We start from the raw sequence: 22,855 nt of genomic DNA on the forward strand, positions 1-22,855 counted from the left end.
TGCAGCTGGTCGGCATGTCACCGTGGACCGGCGTCTCCGTCGGCGTCGACGCGCGCGGCCCGGTGTCCTGGGACCTGCGCGAACGCCGGGGTCCGTTCCGCTACACCGGCGACCTGCGCGCGGTCACCTACACGCCGGGTCCGGTCGGGGTGCCGCGTCCGATCATCGAGGCCGTCGAGCGGGAGGCGGAGTTCGTCGCCGAATGAAAACCCCTGCTCCACCGACCTTTCCACGCCCCGTCATTACCTCGCGGGTAATCGACGCGCGGCGCGGGCGGCGATACGTTCGGCGCACCGCTCGCCTCGCAGCGGCCCACCGCGTCGAAGGGATCGATCATGTCCGCGTTTGGCTTCGCCCACCTGCGCAGCCGCCGTCCGCACCCGGACATCCTGGAGTATCTGGAACGCATCCAGGACACCCTGGACCCGTTCGACGGCCGGTTCGTGATCCATGGACCGCCGGTCGAGGTGGTGGAAGGCGACTGGCCGGGCAGCATGGTGCTGATCGAGTTCCCGGACCTGACGCGAGCCAGGGCCTGGTACCACTCCCCGGCGTACCAGGCGATCCTGCGCCTGCGGGCCGATCACATCGACGGCGACCTGCTGCTCATCGAGGGCGTCGGCCCCGATTACGACCCGCGCGAACGAGCCGCGAAGCTGCGCGCGGAGTCCGCCGAGCACTGAGCCGGGTGTCGGCCACCGGGGCCGGTCGGATACCGTTTACCAGGCAGTATGCAGTTATTCGCGACAAAGGATGCGCCTGAATGGACGACAGTTCCCTGGTCTGGGACGACGGTGCCCTGGTCACCATCGACCAGCGCGGACTGCCGCACGAGGTGCGGGAGCTGCGCCTCGGCACGGTGGACGAGATCATCGAGGCGCTCGAGACGCTGGCCATCCGTGGCGCGCCCGCGATCGGGATCGCGGGCGCGTTCGGCGTGGTCATCGCGACCGCCGCGCACACCGCCGACGGCGTCGTCGACGAGGCGCGGGTGCAGGCCGAGGCCGACCGCATCGCCGCGGCACGGCCGACCGCGGTGAACCTGGCGTGGGCCGTCGAGCGGGTCCGCACCCGTGTTCCGGCGGGCGCCGACGCGGTGCTCGCCGAGACCCTGGACATGCTGGACGAGGACGGCCGCGTCAACCGGGCCGCCGCCACGCACGCCGCCGACCTGGTACAGCGGCTGTGCGCGGACCGGCCGCTGCGGGTGCTGACCCATTGCAACACCGGCCGACTGGCGACCAGCGCCTTCGGCACCGCGATCGGCGCGCTGCGGGTGCTCGCCGAGCGCGGCGCGATCGAGAACGTGCTGGTCGACGAGACCCGCCCGCTGCTACAGGGCGCACGGCTGACGGCGTGGGAGCTGGCCGAAGCGGGCATTCCGCACCGGCTGACCATCGACTCGGCCGCCGCGTGGGCGATGGCCACCGGCCAGGTCGACTGCGTGCTGGTCGGCGCGGACCGGGTCACCGCGAACGGCGACGTGGCCAACAAGATCGGCACCTACGCCGTCGCACTCGCCGCCCACCGGCACGGCATCCCGTTCGTCGTGGTGGCTCCGGAGTCGACGCGGGACCCGAACACGGCCACCGGCCACGACATCGTCGTCGAGGAGCGGGCCGCGGCCGAGGTGACCGGATTCGGCGGTGTCGCAACGGCTCCCGCGAACACCGAGGTCTTCAATCCGGCCTTCGACGTGACGCCGAGCGAGCTGGTCACCGCGGTCGTCACCGAGAACGGCGTGGTGCACGGTACGAACGGCGAAGCGGGAGAAGATGATTCGGCGGGCGCCGAACTCGCCGCGATCGCGAAGGAACTCTACGGGCGCGGCTGGATGCCGGGCACCGCCGGCAACCTCTCGGTGCGCGCGGGCGCGACCGCCGTGATCACCGGCAGCGGACTGTCGAAAGGCGAGCTGACACCCGCGGACATGGTGACCGTGTCCGTCGCGGACTCCACCCCGCTGCCGGGCCTGCGACGGAAACCCTCCGCCGAGACCACCATTCACACCGCCGTGTACCGCACCACCGACGCCGCGGCCGTCGTCCACGTGCACTCGCCGTACGCGACCGTGCTGGCGACCGAAGCGGGCGCGGCCGAGCGGGAAACCATCCTGCGCATCACCGATTTCGAACTCATCAAGGGACTCGGTTCCGCCGATCCGACGGCGATCGATATCCCGGTGTTCCCGAACTGGCGCGACGTGCCGCGCATCGGCGCCGACATCGAACGCTATCTGCGCGACAATCCCTCCGCCCCACCCGTGTTGTGCATCGCCGGGCACGGCATCACCACCTGGGGGGAGAATCTCTCCCAGGCACGCGATCGCGCCGAATGCCTGGAAGCCCTGTGCGAGCTGGTGATTCGCACCGGGCGCAGGCACGCCTTCGCCACCCCCGCCGAGCCACTCGAGATTGGACCGACATGACCCTGCTCCAGGTGATGGCCGCCGACAACGCCGCCGACGTGCGCGTGCGGACCACCGACGACACCGTGATCGCCGCCGAACTCGCCGCGCACGGCATCACGTTCGACCGCTGGCCCGCGCTCGACGACGCCGCCGCGATCCCCTCGGACGACCTGCTGGCCCACTACGCCGACCGGGTCGCCGAGCTGAACGACGCCGGCCGCTACAAGCACATCGATATCGCGCGCATCCACCCCGACGACGCGAACCCCGAGTGGCCCGCGATCGCCAAGGGCGCCCGCGAGAAGTTCCTGAACGAGCACCGGCACGCCGAGGACGAGGTGCGCTACTTCGCCGCAGGCCGCGGCTGCTTCTATCTGCACCTGGGCGACGAGGTGCTCGCGGTGGTCTGCGAGGGCGGCGATTTGCTGTCGGTCCCCGCGGGCACGCTGCACTGGTTCGACATGGGCACCCGGCCCGATTTCATCGCCATCCGCTTCTTCGAGGAGGAGGACGGCTGGGTCGGCGACTTCACCGGCGACCGGATCAGCGAAGGCTTCCCCACCCTCGACGAACTGCTCACCGCGTCGTGACCCGGGCGATCGTCCTCGATATCGAGGGCACCACCAGCCCGACCAGTTCCGTGCGCGAGGACCTCTACGGCTACACCCGGGATCGGCTGCCGCAGTGGCTGGCCGACAACAGCGCGGACGCGGCGGCGCCGGTCCTCGCGGGCGCCAGGGAACTGGCCGGACGCCCGGACGCGGACACCACCGAGGTGGCCGAGATCCTGCGCGGCTGGCTCGGCTCGGACGTGAAGGCCGAGCCGCTCAAGACCGCGCAGGGCCTGATCTGTCACGAGGGCTTCCGCAGCGGCGCACTGCACGGCGAGTTCTTCCCCGACGTCGCGCCCGCGCTGGCGGCATGGAAGGCCGCGGGGCTGACGCTGTACGTGTACTCGTCGGGTTCGGTGCGCAACCAGCGCGATTGGTTCGCCTTCGCGCGCGGCGGCGAGCTCGGTTCATCGATCAGCGGGTATTTCGATCTGTCCACCGCGGGCCCGAAGCGCGAGGCCGCGTCCTACGACAAGATCGCGAGCGCGATCGGCGTGCCCGCCGACGAGATCCTGTTCCTCTCCGACCATCCGGAGGAACTCGACGCGGCCGTCGCGGCGGGATGGTCGGCCATCGGAGTGCACCGGCCGGGCGAGCCCAATCCCCCGCGCCCACCGCACCGGTGGATCGACTCCTTCGCGGAGATCGATCCGGCCTGATCGTCCGGTTCCGGGCCCCTACCACCCGGACGCGGACAGGCGTGCCGGGTATCAGGCCCCGGAGGCACGCACCTGCGCACGCACGGCGCCGATGCGGCCGTGCTGGACCGTCGCGAAGATCCGGCGCGCGTGCACCGCGATGGGGCTGGTCGACCAGGGCGCCAGCGCGGTCGTGAACATCAGTTCGCACCAGGACAACGCGGGCACGTCGCCCGCGGCCAGTGTGGCGATCAGCGACATCTCGGTGTCGTTCCCGGCCCAGGCGGCCAGCAGCCAGGCGGCGTCCAGGCGGCCGAGGAACTCGTCCGCGTCCTCCGGCGGGCCGTGCGGCGTGTCCACCGCGAGGTGCACCGCGGCCGCGATCGCGTGCCGCATCTTGGCGTCGAGGCCGATGGCGTCGTGCAGCAGCAGCGCCTCGAGCGCGGCCCGCAGCTCGACGCCGGGGTCCACCGTCGGCTTCCCACCCACCGGACCGATATCTCCTGCGTTGCGGATCATGGGCAACCCTTCCTCGATGTCGTTGTTCCTCTGGGTGTCGACTGCGCGTAGATGCCTGCCGGACCTCGGGTCGAACGCCCCGGCGTCGACCAAACTGACCAGCGCGCCCGGATTCCAGTCCAGGCTGCCGAAGACCTGGCACCAATCCAGGGCCGGATTGTCCTCCGAGCAGACCAGATCCAGCACCAAGCCGGACATGGACGCGGTGCATGCCAAGGCGACGGTGTCGATGTCCGGTTCGGTCACGACCAGGCGCAGGGTGGCCTCCGCGTGGCCCGCGTCGGCACGAGCACGGCCCGCCAGCCACACTGCCCGGTTCGCGGCGGCCATCGCCCCCGCTAGACGATCGTCGTGCGGATGGTCGATGTCGCCGTCCAGAAACGGTCCGTACCACAGTGCCCTGCCCTCGTCACCGCAGACCGCGAATGTGCCGTTGGCACAGTTCGCGGCAGCGGCCAGCGAGATATGCGGTACCAAACCGATGTCATCAACCATGAGCACTCACTCCCCGCAATGTTCGCGCAATCCGTTGTCGTCCGAGATCGATCCACAGTGTCGCAACTAATTGCCCGACCTCGCCGATAAACGGATCAAATACGTTTCCCGGACCGTTGTCCAGGCGAAGTGGGACTTGCCGCGCGCCCTGTGAGGTACCTACACCGTCCAGTGGAAGTACCGCCGAGCCGGTGACCCGTTCACCACCACGGCATTTATCCCGCAACACATTTCGACAGCGTAGCCCGACCGGTCCCGGCCACTACCCGCCTTCGCCCGATCAGGTTTCGCCCCAACCGATTTCACGCAGGCGCGGCCCGTGGCACGCCGACGGGACGCCGCGCCGAGAAGTCGACGGGCGGGCGCGGTGCCGAACGTGCTACCCGAAAACCACTCTGCCGCTAGGGGTTCACGGCGGACCTAGCAGTCCGAGAGCCGTTGACCGCGGCCGACCGGCCCACACCGTGCGACGCCGCCTGCGGCGTGCGGATGCCGAGGAAGAATTGCATCCGGCCCGGATGGTTCCCGGAATCCACCCGGAACAACTGCACGTCCAGGCTGAAGCGCTCGCCCGTTTCGATATCGCGCAGCCGCATTTGCGGGCTTTCCCGGCCGTACGCGGTGCCGCCCGCGGCCCACATCCGGCGGAATTCCGGATACTGCCCGAGTTCGTCGAGCAATTCGGTGGACCAGTCACCACCCGCAGACTGCCCGATGAGTCCGCGTAGCCAGTCCACGGTGAGCGCGGCCTCGCGCTCCCATTCGACCATCACCCGCCTGGACAACTCGTTTGCGAAGAACCAGCGCAGGATGTTCACGTCCTCGAGCAAGCCGGGGAAAATCGCGGCGTAGGGGCCGTTGCACGACAGGACGTTCCATCGGGTGTCCAGGTAGCCCGCCGCGTTCGGCTCGTGCACCACGAGACCGTTGCGCATGTCCTCGGTGATCTCGGCACGCAGCTCGGCGACCGTCGGAGCCGAGGCCTCGGCCAGTCCGGCCAGGTCGAACAGGTGCCTGCGCTCGGCATCGGAGAGCGGCGCGACCCGGTGCAGGTATCCGATGAGCGCCTCCACCACCACCTTGGTCGGGTGCGCTCGGTCGCCGCCTTCCAAGTGCGTGATATAGCTCGAACTGACCCCCGCCGCGAATGCCAGCTTTTCCCTGGATACCCGCCGGTCGTCGCGGAATCTACGCAACAACCCGCCGAAGGTCGGCGGACGCAGCAGATCTCCTGGACTGACTTCGGTCGACTTGCGTGACACAGCTATTCGCTCCTATGAAACCGTAGATGTATCAACCAATTGGCTACTTCCAGGTGGCAGCGGTGTCGAAGCTCCCGAGATGTCGGCGCCGCGGCCACAAGGGGGTTGTCCATGGCTCCAATCGTTCAACGATCTCGACTGTTACTCATAGCGGACGATATTAACTGATATCCCTTCTTTATATTCCATACAAGCTTCGTGTCATGGCTACAATTCGGCAATCTTCATGGCCGTGAAAATCGACCTCCACCACGGCCATTCACATCGAGCCGCCGATTCGGCAGTAGTCCGAACGACCGGGCCGATCGGTCCCAGGACCAGATTCCACGCCATTTCCAACCGGTCGGTTTTCTATTCGCGAAAAGTCGCCGCGCCCAAGCACATTCGGCCGGTCAGATTTCTCGCACCGGGAAAGGCGGCCGAGCCGGGAAAGGATCGACGCACGAGTGCGCGTGTCATCCGGCCGCGGCGACCGCCTCACCGATCCGCCGAGCGCGCGTCTGCGGGCGCTCGGCGGACTCGATCGCGTCGACGAGTTGTCGGCGTCGCGAAGGGGAGAGCGCGTCGAAGGCCGGTCGCACGCCCGCCGCGGCCAACGCGGCCGCCAGATCCTCGGGCACCTCGACCGTCCGCTCGGCGGTGTCGCGGCTCAGGGTGACCACGACGGTGTCGCCGGGACCCTTGCCGAGCCGCTCGCGGATCGCCTTCAGCATGCCGAGACACGGTCCGCCGCCCATCGACACGATGGAGCCGGTGTACTCGATGCCGTCGAAAGCGGCCCGTACCGGAATCCGCCCTCCGCCGCCGAGCGCGGCGACGACGTCGGCGGGTACCGCGATATACGCGCGCCGCCACCCCGCGCGGTCTGGATTTCGGCCTCGAATCGCTGCATACGCGGAACCTAATCATCTCACCGAGGGCTGTCGCCGGACGACGGCAAACAAATGGCGAACCACAAGTCTCTGGACGAATCGGGGTTCGACATGGTAGCCACGAGGGCAGTGGGCGGCGCCACAATTCGGCCCGAACAACCCCTGTCGGTTGTGTTAACGATTGTAAACCGCCCGAGAACCCCCGGTTTCCAAAGCTTCACCGGCAAGGCCCCGAAACACCCGCCCGCTGCCGCATTCAACCCGGTCAGCCCTCATCGGCCCAGGTCACGTGAATGTCATCGACAGCCGATCGCAACCGCCCAGTGACCGCCAGGTTGCCGCGACCTCACAACTCACCGGCGGCTCTCGCGCGCTGTGAGAGAATCGTTTGGCCGCGCGTCTTCACCTCCTTACAGTCGGTGCAACAGCCCGATTTCACAGCTCGAAGGGGGCGTCGTGGTTAACTCACGCACTCATGTTTCGGCACCCTCCGATCCGGCGGGCGCGCTTTCCTCCGACGCCGGTGACGCATTGCTCCGGCTGGGCAAATACTTTCAGCGCGGTGAGGTCTCCGCGGACCAGCGCAGCCTGCACAAGGTCGGTGGCCGCCAGGCCGACGAGTTCTACCGCGACCGCTGGGCGCACGACAAGGTGGTGCGTTCCACCCACGGCGTGAACTGCACGGGCTCGTGCTCCTGGAAGATCTACGTCAAGGACGGCGTGATCACCTGGGAATCGCAGCAGACCGACTACCCCTCGGTCGGCGCGGACAAGCCCGAGTACGAACCCCGCGGCTGCCCGCGCGGCGCGTCCTTCTCCTGGTACACCTACTCCCCCGCCCGGGTGCGCTACCCGTACGTGCGCGGCACCCTGCTCGAGCTGTACCGCGAGGCCAAGGAACGGCTGAAGGATCCCGTGCTGGCCTGGGAGTCCATCGTCGAGGACCCCGAGAAGGCCAAGCGCTACAAGTCCGCCCGCGGCAAGGGCGGTTTCGTGCGAGCGGAATGGTGGGAGGCCGCCGAGATCGCCGCGGCCGCGCACGTGCACACCATCAAGCGCTACGGCCCCGACCGGGTCGCGGGCTTCTCGCCCATTCCGGCCATGTCGATGGTCAGCCACGCGGTCGGCGCCCGGTTCATCTCGCTGCTCGGCGGATCGATGCTGTCGTTCTACGACTGGTACGCCGACCTGCCGGTGGCCTCGCCGCAGGTGTTCGGCGATCAGACCGACGTGCCGGAATCGGCCGACTGGTTCGACGCGGGCTACCTGATCATGTGGGGTTCCAACGTCCCCGTCACCAGGACCCCGGACGCGCACTACATGACCGAGGCCCGCTACCGCGGTCAGAAGGTGGTCGTGGTCTCCCCCGACTACGCCGACAACACCAAGTTCGCCGACGAGTGGGTAGCCGCGCGGCCGGGAACCGATGCGGCGCTCGCCATGTCGATGGGTCACGTGATCCTGAAGGAGTTCTTCCTCCAGCGCGACACCCCGCGGTTCCTCGACTACGTCAAGCGCTACACCGATCTGCCGTACCTGGTCTGCCTGGACGATCCGGAGGGCTGGGACGCCGAGGGTGTCTACCACCACGACGGCGCGCTGGCGGGCAAGTTCCTCACCGCCGCCGATCTGGGCGAGACCGCCGAGGGCGCGGCGCACAAGCCCGTGCTGCTGGACGACGCCGGAAACCCCGTGGTGCCCAACGGTTCCCTCGGCCACCGCTTCACCGAGGGCGACGCGGGCAAGTGGAACCTGGACCTGGGCGACGTCGACCCGCTGCTGAGTCTCTATGGCGCGGAAGGCAATCAACCCGTCGCGGTGCGCCTGCCGCGCTTCGACACCGACAAGGCGGGTGTGCTGCTGCGCGGCGTCCCGACGATCACGGTCGCGGGCAAGCGCGTGACGACCGTGTTCGACCTGCTGCTCGCGCAGTACGGCGTCGGGCGCGACGGACTCCCCGGTGAATGGCCGACGGGCTACGACGACGCCTCCACCCCGTACACCCCCGCATGGCAGGAGACCATCACCGGCGTCCCGGCCAAGCAGGCCGAGCGCATCGCGCGCGAATTCGCCGACAACGCCGACCGTTCCGGCGGACGTTCGATGATCCTGATGGGCGCGGGCACCAATCACTGGTTCCACTCCGATCAGATCTACCGCGCCTTCTTCACCCTCACGCTGCTCACCGGCTGCCAGGGCGTGAACGGCGGCGGCTGGGCGCATTACGTCGGGCAGGAGAAGTGCCGCCCGGTGACCGGTTGGTCCACTCTGGCTTTCGGCCTCGACTGGCAGCGCCCGCCACGCCAGATGCAGGGCACCGTGTTCTGGTACCTGACCAACGATCAGTGGCGCTACGACCCGTTCACCGCGCAGTCGTTCGCCTCGCCGCTCGGCAAGGGCGCGTTCGCGGGCCGCACCGCGGCCGACAACATCGCGCTGGCCAGCAGGCTGGGCTGGATGCCGAGCTACCCGACCTTCAACCGCAACCCGCTCGACCTCGTCGACGAGGCCGAGGCCGCGGGCGCCACCCCGGCCGACCACGTGGTGGCCGGGCTGAAGTCGGAAGAACTGCGCTTCGCCTGCGAGGACCCGGACGACCCGGAGAACTTCCCGCGCTGCCTGACCGTCTGGCGTGCGAACCTGCTCGGTTCCTCCGGCAAGGGCAACGAGTACTTCCACAAGCACCTGCTCGGCGCGGACTCCAACCTGCAGGCCACCGAGGCGACCGGCGTGCGGCCGCAAGAGCTGGTCTGGCGCGACGAGGCGCCGTCCGGCAAGCTGGATCTGCTGCTCTCCCTGGACTTCCGGATGACGAGCACCACGCTCTTCTCCGACATCGTGCTGCCCGCGGCCACCTGGTACGAGAAGCACGATCTCTCCTCCACGGACATGCACCCATTCGTGCACGCCTTCTCCCCCGCGATTTCCCCGCCGTGGGAGGCCAAGACCGATTTCGAGGCGTTCCACCGGATCGCCCGCGGCTTCTCCTGGATGGCCGAGAAGCACCTCGGCAAGCGCAAGGACATCGTCGCGGTGCCGTTGCAGCACGACTCGCCGGATGCGCTGGCGCAAGCGGGCGGCCGCGTGCTGGACTGGAAAGCCGGTGACTGCGAACCGATTCCGGGCAAGACCATGCCGAAGCTGGTGGTCGTCGAACGCGACTACCCGAAGGTGGCCGAGAAGATGGCCGCGCTCGGCCCGCTGGTCGACACCCTCGGCGTCACCACCAAGGGCGTCACGACCTATCCCGACCAAGAGGTCGAGTACCTGGCCGGGATGAACGGCACCGTGGTCTCGGGTGTGGCGCAGGGTCGCCCGTCGCTGGCCAAGGACACCCACGCCGCCGAGGCCATTCTGGCGCTCTCCGGCACCACCAACGGCCGGCTCGCCGTCGAGGGCTTCGAGGCGCTGGAGCGCCGCACGGGCACCAAGATGGCCGACCTGGCCGCCGAGCACGAGGGCAAGCGAATCACCTTCGCGGACACCCAGGCTCGGCCGGTGCCGGTGATCACCTCGCCGGAATGGTCGGGCAGCGAGACCGGCGGGCGCAGGTACTCGCCGTTCACCATCAACACCGAACGGCTCAAGCCCTGGCACACCCTCACCGGACGCCAGCACTTCTACCTCGATCACGACTGGATGATCGAGCTCGGCGAGCAGTTGCCGATCTTCCGGCCGCCGCTCGACATGACCGCGCTGTTCAGCGAGCCCGGCGTGGGTTCGGTGACCGAGAAGGGCGTCACCGTGCGGTATCTGACGCCGCACTCGAAGTGGTCGATCCACTCCGCCTACCAGGACAACCTGCACATGCTCACGCTCTCGCGCGGCGGTCAGTCGATCTGGATGTCGGACAAGGACGCCGCGAAGATCGGTGTGGCCGACAACGATTGGATCGAAGCGATCAACCGCAACGGCATCGTGGTCGCGCGCGCCATCGTCTCGCACCGCATGCCCGAGGGCACCGTGTTCATGTACCACGCGCAGGACCGCGCGGTGGACGTGCCGCGCATCGAGGGCACCCCCGAGGTGAACGACGCGCGCGGCAAGCGCGGCGGTATCCACAACGCGCTGACCCGGATCATGATCAAGCCCTCGCACCTCATCGGCGGGTACGCGCAGCAGTCCTTCGCACTGAACTACCACGGCCCCACCGGAAATCAGCGCGACGAAGTGACAACCATCCGCAGGCGCTCGCAGAAGGTGGAGTACTGATATGCGTGTCATGGCTCAGCTCGCCATGGTGATGAACCTGGACAAGTGCATCGGCTGTCACACCTGCAGCGTCACCTGCAAGCAGGCGTGGACCAACCGCGGCGGCACCGAGTACGTCTGGTTCAACAACGTGGAAACCCGTCCCGGACAGGGTTATCCGCGCCAGTACCAGGACCAGGAGAAGTGGAAGGGCGGCTGGACGCTCACCAAGCGCGGCAAGCTGACCCTGAAGTCCGGTTCGCGAATGAAGCGGCTGCTCAATATCTTCGCCAACCCGGACCTGCCCACCGTGTCGGACTACTACGACCCGTGGAGCTACGACTACGACAACCTGCTGTCCTCCCCCGCCATCGACACCACGCCGGTGGCGCGGCCGAAATCGCTGATCACCGGCGAGGACACGAAGGTCACCTGGGGCGCGAACTGGGACGACGACCTCGGCTCCGGCCCCGAGCAGGTGGGCAAGGACCCGCTGCTGAACCGGCTCTCGGACAAGGTGAAACTGGAGTTCGAAGAGACCTTCATGTTCTACCTGCCGCGCATCTGCGAGCACTGCCTGAACCCGTCGTGCGCGGCGTCCTGCCCGTCCGGCGCGATCTACAAGCGCGCCGAGGACGGCATCGTGCTGGTGGACCAGGACAAGTGCCGCGGCTGGCGGCAGTGCATCACCGGCTGCCCGTACAAGAAGATCTACTTCAACCACAAGACGGGCAAAGCGGAGAAGTGCACCTTCTGCTACCCGCGTGTCGAGGTCGGCATCCCGACGGTGTGCTCGGAGACCTGCGTCGGGCGGCTGCGCTACATCGGCGTCATGCTCTACGACGCGGACAAGGTGCAGGAGGCTGCGTCGGTCACCGACACCAAGGATCTGTACCCCTCGCAGCTCGGCGTCTTCCTCAACCCGCACGACCCGCGGGTGATCGCCGAGGCCGAGCGCGCCGGGATCTCGCCGGAATGGATTCAGGCGGCGCAGGATTCGCCGGTCTACAAGCTGATCGTGGACTACCAGATCGCGCTGCCGCTGCATCCGGAATACCGCACCATGCCGATGGTCTGGTACGTGCCGCCGCTGTCGCCGGTGGTGGACGTGCTCACCGAGACCGGGCACGACGGAGAGAACCACGCGAACTTGTTCGGCGCCATCGACGCGCTGCGCATCCCGGTGGAGTACCTGGCCGAACTGTTCACCGCGGGTGAGATCGGTCCGGTGCGGGCTTCGCTGCAAAGGCTCGCCGCCATGCGGTCGTTCATGCGGTCGGTGAATCTCGGCGAGGAGCCGGACCCCTCGATCGCGCCGTCGGTGCGGTTGGAGCCCGAGGAGATCGAGTCGCTCTACCGGCTGCTGGCCATCGCGAAGTACGAGCACCGCTACGTGATCCCGCAGGGCGCGACTTCGCAGGCGCACGAACTGGATTCGCTGGCCACCGGGTGCAGCCTGGACACCGACGGCGGGCCGGGCATGACGGCGTTCGATCAGATGGTGGAGAAGTTCCACCTGACCGACACCAATGGCGCCGCACCGGATGAGAAGTCGAACCGGATCAATCTGCTCAACTGGGACGGGAAGAGCACCACGGGGTTGGTTCCGTCCGGGAACGGCGCTGGGTCAAATGGTGCTGAGTCCAACGGCGCTGGATCGAACGGCTCGGCAGCCAACGGCGCCGGGCACAACGGCGCGAAAGCTAACGGCAGCAACGGCGCTGCCGCGGGAGAGGCCGTGAACGGCGGTAACGGCGCTGCCGGGAACGGTTCGTCCGACGTGTCCGCGACGTCTAGCGGGGCGTCCCGATGAGTCTGCTGAAGCTGCGGCGGCGGCCCGAGCCGGCCGTGCGGATGGCCGAGCGCGAGCGCCGACTGGTGTGGCGGCTGGTCGCACTGCTGCTCGACTACCCGAGCCGGGAGACGCTCGCCATGCTGGACCAATTGTCCAGTGCGGCAGAGCAACTGCCCGACGAGGTGCGGCCGCAGCTGGCCGGACTGCTGACTCATCTGCGCACGACGTCGCCGATCGACCTGGCCGCCGACTACGTGGCGACCTTCGACCTGCGGCGGCGCGCCAGCCTGCACCTGACCTTCTACGCCTACGGCGACACCCGCAAGCGGGGCATGGCGCTGCTGCGTTTCAAGCACGCCTACCGGCACGCCGGGGTGGAGCTGGGGGATCAGGAACTGCCCGACCACCTGCCCGTGCTGCTCGAATTCGCCGCGACGGTGGACCCGATCGGTGGTGAGCGCCTGCTCGGCGAGCACCTTCCGGTTATCGAATTGCTACGACTCTCGTTGTCCGACAGCGGTTCTCCGTACGCGGGAGCGCTGGCCGCGGTGGTGGCCACGCTGCCGCCGCTCACCACGGCCGATCGTCGGCGCATCGCCGAGCTCGCGGCCGAGGGACCGCCGGAGGAAGAGGTCGGCCTCGAGCCCTTCGCCATGGACCCCACGATGTTCGCTCAATCGGAAGGCCGTCGATGAACGCCGTCCTGCACCTGCCCGTCGAATTGTGGCTGATCCTGCCGTACGTCGCGTTCACCTCGTTCGTGCTCGGGCACATCTGGCGCTACCGCAACGATCAGTTCGGCTGGACCACCCGGTCCTCGCAGATCTACGAGAGCAAGCTGCTGCGGCTGGGCAGCCCCCTGTTCCACTTCGGCATGCTCGGCGTGTTCTTCGGGCACGTGCTCGGCGTGCTGATCCCGGAGTCCTGGACCGCGGCGGTCGGCATCAGTGACCACACCTATCACCTGATCGCCGTCGGCGCCGGTTCGGTGGCGGGGCTCTCCGTGCTGGCCGGTGTCGGCATTCTGCTCTACCGCCGGTTCACGGTGACCGCGGTACGCAAAGCCACCACCGCCAACGACAAGCTGATGTACGCCCTGCTCACCGCCGCGCTGGTCACCGGCCTGACGAACACCTGGGGCGCCAACCTGCTGTTCGGCACCTACAACTACCGCGAAACCGTCTCTCCCTGGTTCCGCAGCCTGTTCACCCTGAACCCGCAACCGGAACTGATGGTCGACACCCCGTGGCCGTTCCAGCTCCACGGGCTGGTCGTCCTGACCTTGGTCGCCCTGTGGCCCTACACCCGCCTGGTCCACATGTTCAGCGCCCCCGTCGGCTACCTCACCCGCCCCTACATCGTCTACCGCCACAAGCAACCCAACGCCACCGACACCCGCCGCTACGCGCGCGCCTGGGACGCCCCGGTCACCCCGGACCGCTGGCGCTGAATTCCGATGCCAATTCGCCCCCACCGCGATCGGGTGGGGGCGAATTCTTTTGGTGGGGACAGTCGTTCGCAGCTCAGGCGTTGTCGTAGGCGTCGCGCAGGACTTTCAGGTCCAGTTTGGACATGGTGCGCAGGGCGGTGCCGACGGCGGCGGTTTTGGGCGGGTCGGTGCCGGACAGCAGGTCGAGGAGGGGTGCGGGGACGACCTGCCAGTGCATGCCGTAGCGGTCGACGAGCCAGCCGCATTCGCCGGGTGCGCCGCCGTCGGTGAGGGCGTCCCAGAGGCGGTCGACCTCGTCTTGGGTGTCGACCGTGACCTGGATAGAGGCGGCGTCGGTCTGCGGGTGGCCGGGGCCGCCGTTCATGAATGTGACCGACTGGCCGTCGAGTTCGAGGGAGACCACGAAGGCCGAGCCGTCGGGGTGGCGGGTGATGTCGGTGACGCGGGAGCGGGGCACCAGTTCGACGTAGCGGGTGGCGGCCTGCTCGGCCTCGGACTCGAACCAGAAGAAGGTGGTGACGGCCATGATGGGCTCCTTTGAATGGTTTGACCTTGCTGTCACCCGTTGGTCGGAGCCGATTCGAGGGCTTCGACATACTTCGGCGGAAATCTCGAGAATTTTTTTCCGGCGGTTCAGGCGCAGTCCCGAGCCGGCGCGTCCCGGAACAGGGGATCGCCCGTCGGCGGAGCGTAGACGACGTCGAGAACCAACGGCTCCGTCCCGAGATTCTGGCCGATGTGCACGTTCCACTCCCCCGCCGGTTCGTAGATGAAATCCCCGGCGCGATACACCGGCGCCACACAATCCGGCCCGGGATGAGTGAGCGTGCCGGATCGAACGAACCCGAAGACCGGCCCGTCGTGAAAGTGCCACCCGGTAGACCCACCCGGCCCGATCGTGATCTCCCGAGCCACCAGATCGGTCCCCGCCACGAACGGCAACAGCCCCGCCGGAATCTGCGCCTGCCCAAGGGTGACCGCCGTGATCTCCGACCCGGGCGTACCCTCCGCCCGCCCCACCCCGACCAGCGACCCGCCGAGCGCCGCCACCACGACGACCCCGCGCACAATGGGCATCATCGCCGCAGCGTATCGAGCCCGCGACAGTCGCGGAAGGGCCGACAACGAATCCGTCCAAACTGTCCGATTCGAAACGAGATTGCCCCTATCAGTGGAACGTCGCGCAGTGACAAGCGCACCTCGAGACGGCGATCGGCTAGCGCTTGGCCGGGAGGGAGCGGGCGTAGCCGACGCCGCGGTCGACCCACTCGCGCAGGGTGGTGTCGTTGTGGATCGCTGCGCCGGTGACGCGGACCCAGCCGTCCATTTCGCGGCCGCCCATGATCATGGGCTTCACGGAGTCGTCGTCGATCAAGGCGCCGCCCTCGGCGGGATCGATGCGGACCAGCAGTCCGCCCTGGCGGCTGGCCGCCACCGCCATGTTGCCGCCGATCAGGAAGGCGAGGCCGCCGAACATCTTCTTCTCGGTCACGTCAGGGCCGGGCTCGATCAGGTCGCGGATCCGCTCGGCCAGTTCCTCGTCGTAAGCCATGGGTCACAGTGTGGACCTCGGGACAGACATCGAAGCCAAGAAAGCCCGATATGCGGGCAGTGGTATCCCGTGGTATTGGGAGGTCCGGCTGGCGCGCGACCCTCGCGGCATCGCCAGCATTCGCGCGTACGTGCTGGAGACCGCGCCGGGCCAACTCCCCGAAGGCGTCCGCCCGCTGCGGCGAACCAACTACATCGTGGCAGGCGAGTGGATCCCTGGCGACACGGATGGGATCGATATCGACCACCCGTTCCCGATTCGCATTCCCTGGTCCGAACTCGAGTATTGAACGCGGACGTCCGTACTTCGGCGGTATCCAATCCTCTGACGACACAGAAGTTTCCGCCGCCTCACGCCATCAGCGACAGGTGCGAGGCTGCGGGGAGTACACGTCGGCCGAGCCGTAAGCATCCCCGGTCAGGGCCGCCTCCCTCAGCGGCCCTGACCGGGGCGGTGCTCAGCGTACGCGGGTTTTGGCCAGGTCAAGGACGGCTGCGCGGTAGCGGTCGGCGATGAGCCGGACGACCGCGGGGTGCACGCCGATGGGCTCGGCGACGCCGTCGGCGCCCGCGTCGTGCAGGCGCTGCTGGAACAGGCCGTGCGCGAGCAGGTAGGACGCGATGAACACTCGCCGCGCGCCGGAGGCACGAAGATCCGTGACCACCTCGGGGACGCGGGGGGCGCCGGTGGCGACGTAGCCGATGCGCACCGGCGCGTCGAGGTGCTCGGCCAGCATCGCGGCCGCGCGCCGAACATCGTGGCGCGCACGCGCATCCGAGGAGCCCGCCGCGGCGAACACGACCGCGTCACCGGGCCGCCAGCCCGCCGCACGCAACCGCATCGCCATGATCCTGGCCAGCGCCGGGTCCGGCCCCATGGCCGGGGTGACGGCCACCGCGTCGTTGCCGCTCTCGGCGACCTCGCGCGGCACGTCCTGGTAGACGTGGTAACCGGAGGCGAGGAAGGCCGGAACCACTACGGCGGGAACGGATTCCGCCGCGCCGCTCAGGTCGCGCAACACCTCCGACGGCGACGGGCCGAGCACGTCGACGAAAGCGGTGCGGACGACGGGCGCGCCGGTGTGGGCGCCGCGCCCCGAAATCGCGGCGCCCAGCTCCGGAACAGCCTGCGCCGCACCGAGTTCACGGGAGACCGCCTCGGCAAGCGCGGCGATCATCTCCACACCCCTGGTGCTTCGGGTGCCGTGCGCCACCAGCACCAGGGCCGGCGTGCTCACCAGCTTCCCATCGCTTGCGGGGCGTATTTGGGAGCACGCACGGGCGCGCCGATACCGGGTCCCTGCGGCCGCGTCGGCGGCAGCTGGCGCGGATTGTTGTCGGTGCACTCGGCCGGATCCAAGGCGAGCCGGTAGCCGCGCTTGACCACGGTCTGGATCGCCTTCGGCGTGCCGAGCCCGGCCCGCAGCCGGGCGATCGCCGTCTCCACGGCGTGCGTGTCGTCACCGCCGCCGGGTAGCGCCGAGAGCAGGTCCTCGCGGGAGACCACCCGACCGGGCTGGCGAGCCAGCGACCGCATCAGCGCCATCGGCGCGGGCGCCAGCTGACGCACCTGACCGTCGACGACGACGCAGGCGCCGCGCACGCTGATGTTGTGTCCGGCGGCATGAATCCGGTTGGCCCGCCTGGGCAGTTCCTCGGCCACGTGCCTGGCCAGGGCGCCGAGCCGCGCACGCCCCGGCATCGAGGTCGGCACGCCGAGCTCTTCCAGCGGCGCAGCGGTGATCGGCCCGACACACGCCGCGAGCACCCGGCCGCGCAGGGCGTGCAGCACACCCTCCAACAGTCCGGTTTCCTTGGCGCGCATCAACATCGACGCCACGGCGGGAGCGCTGGTGAAGGTCACGCAGTCCAGGCTCGCGGTGACGATCGCCTCGATCAGCTGGTCCATCGGACCCTGATCGGCGGGCGGAGTCCAGCGGTACACCGGCACCGGAACGACATCCGCTCCGGCGCAACGCAATACCTCGCAGAAGTCGGGGACCGGCTCCCACTCGGTGGTGGCGCCGTGCAGCTGCACCGCGATCCGCACGCCCTCCACGCCCTCGGCCAGCAGGTGATCGAGCACCTCGGCGGAGGATTCGGAGGCGGGCGACCATTCCTCGCGCAGTTCCGCGGCGCGGATGGCGCCCTTGGCCTTCGGGCCGCGGGCCAGCATGCGGGTGGCGGCCAGCGTGCTGCGCAGGTCTTCGGCCAGACCCCAGCCTTCGGCCGCCTCCATCCAGCCGCGGAAACCGATGCCGGTGGTGGCCACGGTGATCTGCGGCGGCTCGGCGACCAGCGTCCGGGTGACCCGCTCCAATTCGTTGTCGTCGGCCAGCGGAATGATCCGGATGGCGGGCGCCGACACGACGGTGGCGCCCCTTCTGACCAGCAGGGTGGCGAACTCCTCGGCCCGCCGCGCCGCCGTGATGCCCACCGTGAATCCGGCGAGACAGGCGCCCGCCTCAGTTGTCGTCATGGATGTTCACCCGTCCGAGGAGTCGAGCGCCGCCGGCTCGTTGGAAACCGAAACGATGCTGTCGTCGACACGCACCGCGTACACCGGCAGCGCCGCCGATTCGTCGTCCAGGCATCGCCCGTCGAGCAACGAGAACGCCTGCTTCAGCAGCGGCGAGGCCACGACGGGCACGCCGCCGCGATCACCGACGATCCCGCGCGACATGACGGCCGCGCGACCGAACGGATCGATATTGCCGACGGCGTAGACGCTGCCGTCGGTCAGTCGAAACAGAGCGGCCTGCTGGCCACCCTTCAGCAACACCGCAACGCCGCGGCCGGGGATCAAATAGTCGAGTCGGCATGCCTGCGTCCAACCGGTGGCCGTAGCTGGCGAGATGCTGGGTGTATCGATCACGGTCATCGGGTTCCTCCTCCGAACGCCATACTCATTGGTACCGGCGTCCTGTTTCCACACGGTTAAGACGTTATTTCCCGTGCGTGGCGGCCGGCATTTGTGGCACACCCAACAGCACCGGCACTTTGCGCTCGCCGCTGTCGTCGAACGAGATGGTCGGGTCGGACTCTTCCGGCGCGTTGACGAAGGAGACGAAGCGCGAGAGCTTCTCCTCGTCGTCGAGCACTGCGGCCCACTCGTCCTTATATCCGTCGACGTGCTTGGCCATAGCGGCCTCCAGCTCGTCGGCGATGCCGAGGCTGTCCTCGCAGACGACCGCCTTGAGGTAGTCCAGGCCACCCTCGAGCGCCTCCTGCCACGGCGCGGTGCGCTGCAGCCGGTCGGCGGTGCGGATGTAGAACATCAGGTAGCGGTCGATGTACTTGATCAGCGTCTCGTCGTCGAGGTCACCGGCGAGCAGCACCGCGTGCTTCGGGGTCAGACCGCCGTTGCCGCCGACGTAGAGGTTCCAGCCGTGCTCGGTGGCGATCACGCCGACGTCCTTGCCGCGCGCCTCGGCGCATTCGCGGGCGCAGCCGGAGACGGCCAGCTTCAGCTTGTGCGGGGAACGCAGTCCACGGTAACGCTTTTCGAGCAGCACGGCCATGCCGACCGAATCCTGCTGACCGTAACGGCACCAGGTGGAGCCGACGCAGCTCTTGACGGTGCGCAGCGACTTGCCGTACGCGTGGCCGGATTCCATGCCCGCGTCCACCAGGCGCTGCCAGATCTTCGGCAGCTGCTCGACGCGCGCGCCGAACAGGTCGATGCGCTGGCCGCCGGTGACCTTGACGTAGAGGCCGAACTCCTTGGCCACCTCGCCGATGGTGATCAGCTGCTCGGCGGTGACCTCGCCGCCCGGCATCCGCGGCACCACCGAGTAGGTGCCGTTCTTCTGCAGGTTGGCCAGGAAGTGGTCGTTGGTGTCCTGCAGCGCGGCCTGCTCGCCGTCGAGGATGTGATCGCTCGAGGTGGAGGCCAGGATGGAGGCGACGGTCGGCTTGCAGATGTCGCAGCCGGTTCCCTTGCCGTACTTGGCGATCAGGCCCGAGAAGGTGCGGATACCGGTGACCTGGACGATCTGGAACAGCTCGGCGCGCGACTGGGTGAAGTGCTCGCACAGCGACTTGGAGACCTCGACGCCGGACTGCTCGAGCAGCTTCTTGAGCATCGGCACGCAGCCACCGCAGGAGGTGCCCGCGTTGGTGCAGCTCTTGATGGCGGGCACATCGCAGGCGCCTTCGGCGATCGCGCCGCAGATCGCGCCCTTGCTGACGTTGTTGCAGGAACAGATCTGCGCGTCGTCGGGCAGGGCGTCCGCGCCGAGTTCCGCGCCCGCCGGGGAGATCAGCGAGGCGGGATCGGCGGGCAGCGGGCGGCCCACCAGCGGACGCAGGGCCGAGTATGCGGAGGCGTCGCCGACCAGGATGCCGCCGAGCAGGATCTGGGCGTCGTCGGAGACGACGAGCTTGGCGTAGGTGCCCTTGGCCGCGTCGTGCAGCACGACCGACAGCGCGCCCTCGGTGGTGCCGTGCGCGTCACCGAAGCTGGCCACGTCGACGCCGAGCAGCTTCAGCTTGGTGGACATGTCGGCGCCGGGGAATTCGCCCGCGCCGCCGAGCAGCCGGTCGGCGACCACCTCGGCGGTGCTGTAACCGGGGGCGACCAGGCCGTAGCAGATGCCCTCGACCGCGGCGCACTCGCCGATGGCCCAGATGTTCGGGTCCGAGGTCTGCAGGCCCAGGTCGGTGATGATGCCGCCGCGCGGACCGACTTCGATGCCCGCGTCGCGGGCGATCTGGTCGCGCGGACGGATGCCCGCGGAGAACACCACGAGCGAGGCGTCCTCGATGACCGACTCGTCGGAGAGGGTCAGCTTCAGCTTGCTCTCGCCCACGGCCTCGATCGCCTGGGTGCCGACGCCGGTGTGCACGTTCAGGCCGAGGTCGGTGACCAAGCGCTCCAGGATCGCGCCGCCGCCCGCGTCGACCTGCGCGGGCATCAGCCGGTCGTTGTATTCGATGACGTGCGGGGTCATACCGAGCAGGCGCAGCGCGTTGGCCGCCTCCAGGCCGAGCAGACCGCCGCCGACCACCACGCCGATCGCGCCGGGGCCCGCCGCTTCGGCGGCGGCCCGGATGCCGTCCAGATCCTCGATGGTGCGGTAGACGAAGCAGCCATCCAGATCGTGGCCCGGCACCGGCGGCACGAAGGCGTAGGAACCGGTGGCCAGCACCAGCGCGTCGTAGGCGATGGTGTCGCCCGCCGAGGTGACGACCTTGCGCGCCTCGCGGTCGATGGTCTCGGCGCGCTGGCCGAGGCGCAGCTCCACCAGCGCGTCACCGGCGTACTCGTTGCCCGGCAGCGCGAGCGCGCTCGCGTCCCAGGTGCCGACGTAGGAGGACAGGCCGACGCGGTCGTAGGCGGGCAGTTGCTCCTCGCTGAGGACGACGATCTGCCACTGGTCGGCCTCGTCGCGCGAGCGCAGTGCCTCGACGAAACGGTGCCCGACCATACCGTGGCCGACGACCACCGCGGTCTTGCGCTGGGCGGGATCGACTGTGGGGTTCATGGTGACCTCCCTGGGAATGGTTCGGGCGTCAGGCGCGAGCCGACGAGTTGGACTTGGTTGCGGCGGCCTCGGCTTCGAGGACCAGCGCCTCGGCCTCGTGCACGACGTCGGTGTCGGCGGCCATGGTGGGACGGCGGAGGAAGACCAGATAGGTCACCGTGGCGCAGGCCACGTAGAAGACCATGAACACCCAGAAGGCGGCGGTGGCCGAGTTGGTCGAGGCATAGGAGGTGCGCAGCACCAGGTTGATGCCGACGCCGCCGAGCGCGCCGATGGCGCCGACGAAGCCGATGAGCGCGCCGGAGGTGTTCTGCGACCAGGCGGCCTGCTCGGCCGGGCCGGCGTCCAGGCTCTTGGACTTGGCGTCGAACACCGACGGGATGATCTTGGTGACCGCGCCGTTGCCGATGCCGGAGAGCACGAACAGGGCGATGAAGCCGATGACGAGCACGGTCATCACGGCGCCGGTGGCGACGCCCTTGTTGCCGTCGGCGGCCGTGCTGGCCAGGCCGACCAGCAGCGCGGCGGCCATCATGGCGCCGAAGACGTACATGCTGACCTTGCTGCCGCCGATCCGGTCGGCCCACTTGCCGCCGTACGGGCGGGCCAGCGAACCGAGCAGCGGGCCGATGAAGGCGATCTGCGCGGCGTGCAGCGCGGCCTGCGCGGCGGTGTCGCCGCCCGCCTTGAAGCTGATCTGCAGGATCTGGCCGAAGGCGAAGCTGTAGCCGATGAACGAACCGAAGGTGCCGATGTAGAGGAAGGCGATCGCCCAGGACTGCGGCACCTTCAGCGCCGTGATCATGTAGGACAGGTCGGCCTTCTGGTTCTTCAGGTTGTCCATGTAGAGCGCGGCGCCGACACCGGCCAGCGCGACGAGCACCAGGTAGATCGCGCAGATCAGCGAGGCGTAGCCGTTGCCGAGCGTCGCGATGACCAGCAGGCCGAGCAGCTGGATGACCGGAACGCCGATGTTGCCGCCGCCCGCGTTCAGGCCGAGGGCCCAGCCCTTGAGCCGCTGCGGGTAGAAGGCATTGATGTTGGTCATCGAGGAGGCGAAGTTGCCGCCGCCGAAGCCCGCGAACGCCGCCACGACCATGAAGGTGGTGTAGGACGTGCCCGGCTGGTTGATGAAGTACAGCGTCAACAGCGTCGGGACCAGCAGCATCAAGGCGCTGAAGATCGTCCAGTTGCGTCCGCCGAACCGGGCGGTGGCCACGGTGTAGGGGATCCGCAGGAACGCGCCGACCAGCGTCGGCATCGCGACGAGGAAGAACTTGCCCGCGGGGTCGATGCCGTACTTGTCGGTGGGCATGAACAGCACCATCACCGACCAGATCGACCAGACCGAGAAACCGACATGCTCGGCGAAGACCGACCAGATCAGGTTGCGCTTGGCGATGTCCTTGCCGCCCGCCTCCCAGGCCGCGACGTCTTCGGCATCCCAGTGCTCGATGTTGTGGTTACGCGTCAGCGTGCTCAACAAGGGCCTCCCAAAATCGGTTGGCCCCAACGGTAGGAAACAGGTATTGCCGAAATGCTGCGGGAAATGACCGTCAAATCAACGGTTGCTCA

General features: G+C 68.5%; 20 protein-coding genes. 9 read left to right on the forward strand and 11 right to left on the reverse strand.

Features of this window, described 5'->3' with window-relative positions; genetic code table 11:
- The first annotated feature begins 335 nt into the window (after positions 1–335).
- The 4 genes from AC3EO7_RS09390 (at position 336) to mtnC (ending at position 3,680) form a co-directional block, all read left to right on the forward strand.
- Entirely contained in the window at positions 336–683 is a 348-nt protein-coding gene (locus AC3EO7_RS09390) for a DUF1330 domain-containing protein (protein WP_435590995.1), read from the forward strand.
- An 80-nt stretch (positions 684–763) separates the two neighbouring features.
- Positions 764–2,428: an S-methyl-5-thioribose-1-phosphate isomerase gene (mtnA, locus tag AC3EO7_RS09395; RefSeq protein WP_435590996.1), complete on the forward strand. Its 1,665-nt coding sequence runs from the start codon at positions 764–766 to the stop codon at positions 2,426–2,428.
- Positions 2,425–3,000: a 1,2-dihydroxy-3-keto-5-methylthiopentene dioxygenase gene (locus AC3EO7_RS09400; protein ID WP_431967923.1), complete on the forward strand. Its 576-nt coding sequence runs from the start codon at positions 2,425–2,427 to the stop codon at positions 2,998–3,000. The genes mtnA and AC3EO7_RS09400 overlap by 4 nt, the downstream gene beginning before the upstream one ends.
- On the forward strand, positions 2,997–3,680 hold the full coding sequence (mtnC, locus tag AC3EO7_RS09405; RefSeq protein ID WP_431967921.1) for an acireductone synthase: 684 nt from the start codon (positions 2,997–2,999) through the stop codon (positions 3,678–3,680). The genes AC3EO7_RS09400 and mtnC overlap by 4 nt, the downstream gene beginning before the upstream one ends.
- 51 nt (positions 3,681–3,731) lie before the next feature.
- Here the strand turns inward: mtnC and AC3EO7_RS09410 are convergent, their stop codons facing one another.
- From AC3EO7_RS09410 to AC3EO7_RS09420, 3 genes are all read right to left on the reverse strand, one after another.
- Complete coding sequence (locus tag AC3EO7_RS09410) at positions 3,732–4,673, reverse strand: hypothetical protein (protein ID WP_435590997.1); 942 nt, start codon at positions 4,671–4,673, stop codon at positions 3,732–3,734.
- Positions 4,674–5,074: 401 nt separating this feature from the next.
- The gene (locus AC3EO7_RS09415; protein WP_435590998.1) at positions 5,075–5,935 is read right to left on the reverse strand and encodes a helix-turn-helix transcriptional regulator; all 861 of its coding nucleotides are present in this window, start codon (positions 5,933–5,935) and stop codon (positions 5,075–5,077) included.
- Between the two features lie 455 nt (positions 5,936–6,390).
- Positions 6,391–6,819 (reverse strand): YdeI/OmpD-associated family protein, encoded by a 429-nt coding sequence (locus tag AC3EO7_RS09420; RefSeq protein WP_435591093.1) that lies wholly within the window; start codon positions 6,817–6,819, stop codon positions 6,391–6,393.
- A 444-nt stretch (positions 6,820–7,263) separates the two neighbouring features.
- Between AC3EO7_RS09420 and AC3EO7_RS09425 the strand changes: the two genes are divergently transcribed.
- From AC3EO7_RS09425 to narI, 4 genes are read left to right on the forward strand one after another with little or no spacing between them, the layout of a single operon-like run.
- Complete coding sequence (locus AC3EO7_RS09425) at positions 7,264–11,019, forward strand: nitrate reductase subunit alpha (protein WP_435590999.1); 3,756 nt, start codon at positions 7,264–7,266, stop codon at positions 11,017–11,019.
- A 1-nt stretch (position 11,020) separates the two neighbouring features.
- Positions 11,021–12,811: a nitrate reductase subunit beta gene (narH, locus tag AC3EO7_RS09430; protein ID WP_435591000.1), complete on the forward strand. Its 1,791-nt coding sequence runs from the start codon at positions 11,021–11,023 to the stop codon at positions 12,809–12,811.
- Positions 12,808–13,488: a nitrate reductase molybdenum cofactor assembly chaperone gene (gene narJ, locus AC3EO7_RS09435; RefSeq protein ID WP_431967911.1), complete on the forward strand. Its 681-nt coding sequence runs from the start codon at positions 12,808–12,810 to the stop codon at positions 13,486–13,488. Before narH ends, narJ begins: the two co-directional genes overlap by 4 nt.
- Positions 13,485–14,243, forward strand: a complete 759-nt coding sequence (gene narI, locus AC3EO7_RS09440; protein WP_431967909.1) for a respiratory nitrate reductase subunit gamma — start codon at positions 13,485–13,487, stop codon at positions 14,241–14,243. Before narJ ends, narI begins: the two co-directional genes overlap by 4 nt.
- Before the next feature lie 73 nt (positions 14,244–14,316).
- Here narI and AC3EO7_RS09445 read toward each other — a convergent pair whose 3' ends face one another.
- The 3 genes from AC3EO7_RS09445 to AC3EO7_RS09455 all read right to left on the reverse strand — a co-directional run bounded on the left by AC3EO7_RS09445 (position 14,317) and on the right by AC3EO7_RS09455 (position 15,795).
- Entirely contained in the window at positions 14,317–14,769 is a 453-nt protein-coding gene (locus tag AC3EO7_RS09445) for a VOC family protein (protein ID WP_431967907.1), read from the reverse strand.
- Between the two features lie 107 nt (positions 14,770–14,876).
- Complete coding sequence (locus AC3EO7_RS09450; protein WP_435591001.1) at positions 14,877–15,323, reverse strand: cupin domain-containing protein; 447 nt, start codon at positions 15,321–15,323, stop codon at positions 14,877–14,879.
- Positions 15,324–15,459: 136 nt separating this feature from the next.
- On the reverse strand, positions 15,460–15,795 hold the full coding sequence (locus tag AC3EO7_RS09455; RefSeq protein ID WP_431967903.1) for a TfoX/Sxy family protein: 336 nt from the start codon (positions 15,793–15,795) through the stop codon (positions 15,460–15,462).
- Between the two features lie 10 nt (positions 15,796–15,805).
- Here AC3EO7_RS09455 and AC3EO7_RS09460 point away from each other — a divergent pair, with 10 nt between their 5' ends.
- Positions 15,806–16,084, forward strand: coding sequence for a hypothetical protein (locus AC3EO7_RS09460; RefSeq protein ID WP_431967901.1), 279 nt, complete (start codon positions 15,806–15,808; stop codon positions 16,082–16,084).
- Between the two features lie 168 nt (positions 16,085–16,252).
- Here AC3EO7_RS09460 and AC3EO7_RS09465 read toward each other — a convergent pair whose 3' ends face one another.
- From AC3EO7_RS09465 to AC3EO7_RS09485, 5 genes are all read right to left on the reverse strand, one after another.
- Positions 16,253–17,032: a sirohydrochlorin chelatase gene (locus tag AC3EO7_RS09465; protein ID WP_431967899.1), complete on the reverse strand. Its 780-nt coding sequence runs from the start codon at positions 17,030–17,032 to the stop codon at positions 16,253–16,255.
- Positions 17,029–18,273, reverse strand: a complete 1,245-nt coding sequence (locus AC3EO7_RS09470) for a uroporphyrinogen-III synthase (protein WP_431967897.1) — start codon at positions 18,271–18,273, stop codon at positions 17,029–17,031. The genes AC3EO7_RS09465 and AC3EO7_RS09470 overlap by 4 nt, the downstream gene beginning before the upstream one ends.
- A gap of 6 nt (positions 18,274–18,279) precedes the next feature.
- Positions 18,280–18,675 carry a nitrite reductase small subunit NirD gene (gene nirD, locus AC3EO7_RS09475; protein WP_431968005.1) on the reverse strand — a complete coding sequence of 132 codons (396 nt, stop codon included), beginning with the start codon at positions 18,673–18,675 and terminating at the stop codon, positions 18,280–18,282.
- Between the two features lie 64 nt (positions 18,676–18,739).
- Entirely contained in the window at positions 18,740–21,280 is a 2,541-nt protein-coding gene (gene nirB / locus AC3EO7_RS09480; protein ID WP_435591002.1) for a nitrite reductase large subunit NirB, read from the reverse strand.
- A gap of 28 nt (positions 21,281–21,308) precedes the next feature.
- Complete coding sequence (locus AC3EO7_RS09485; RefSeq protein WP_435591003.1) at positions 21,309–22,766, reverse strand: nitrate/nitrite transporter; 1,458 nt, start codon at positions 22,764–22,766, stop codon at positions 21,309–21,311.
- Positions 22,767–22,855: the final 89 nt, after the last annotated feature.

Source organism: Nocardia sp. bgisy118, assembly GCF_057708605.1.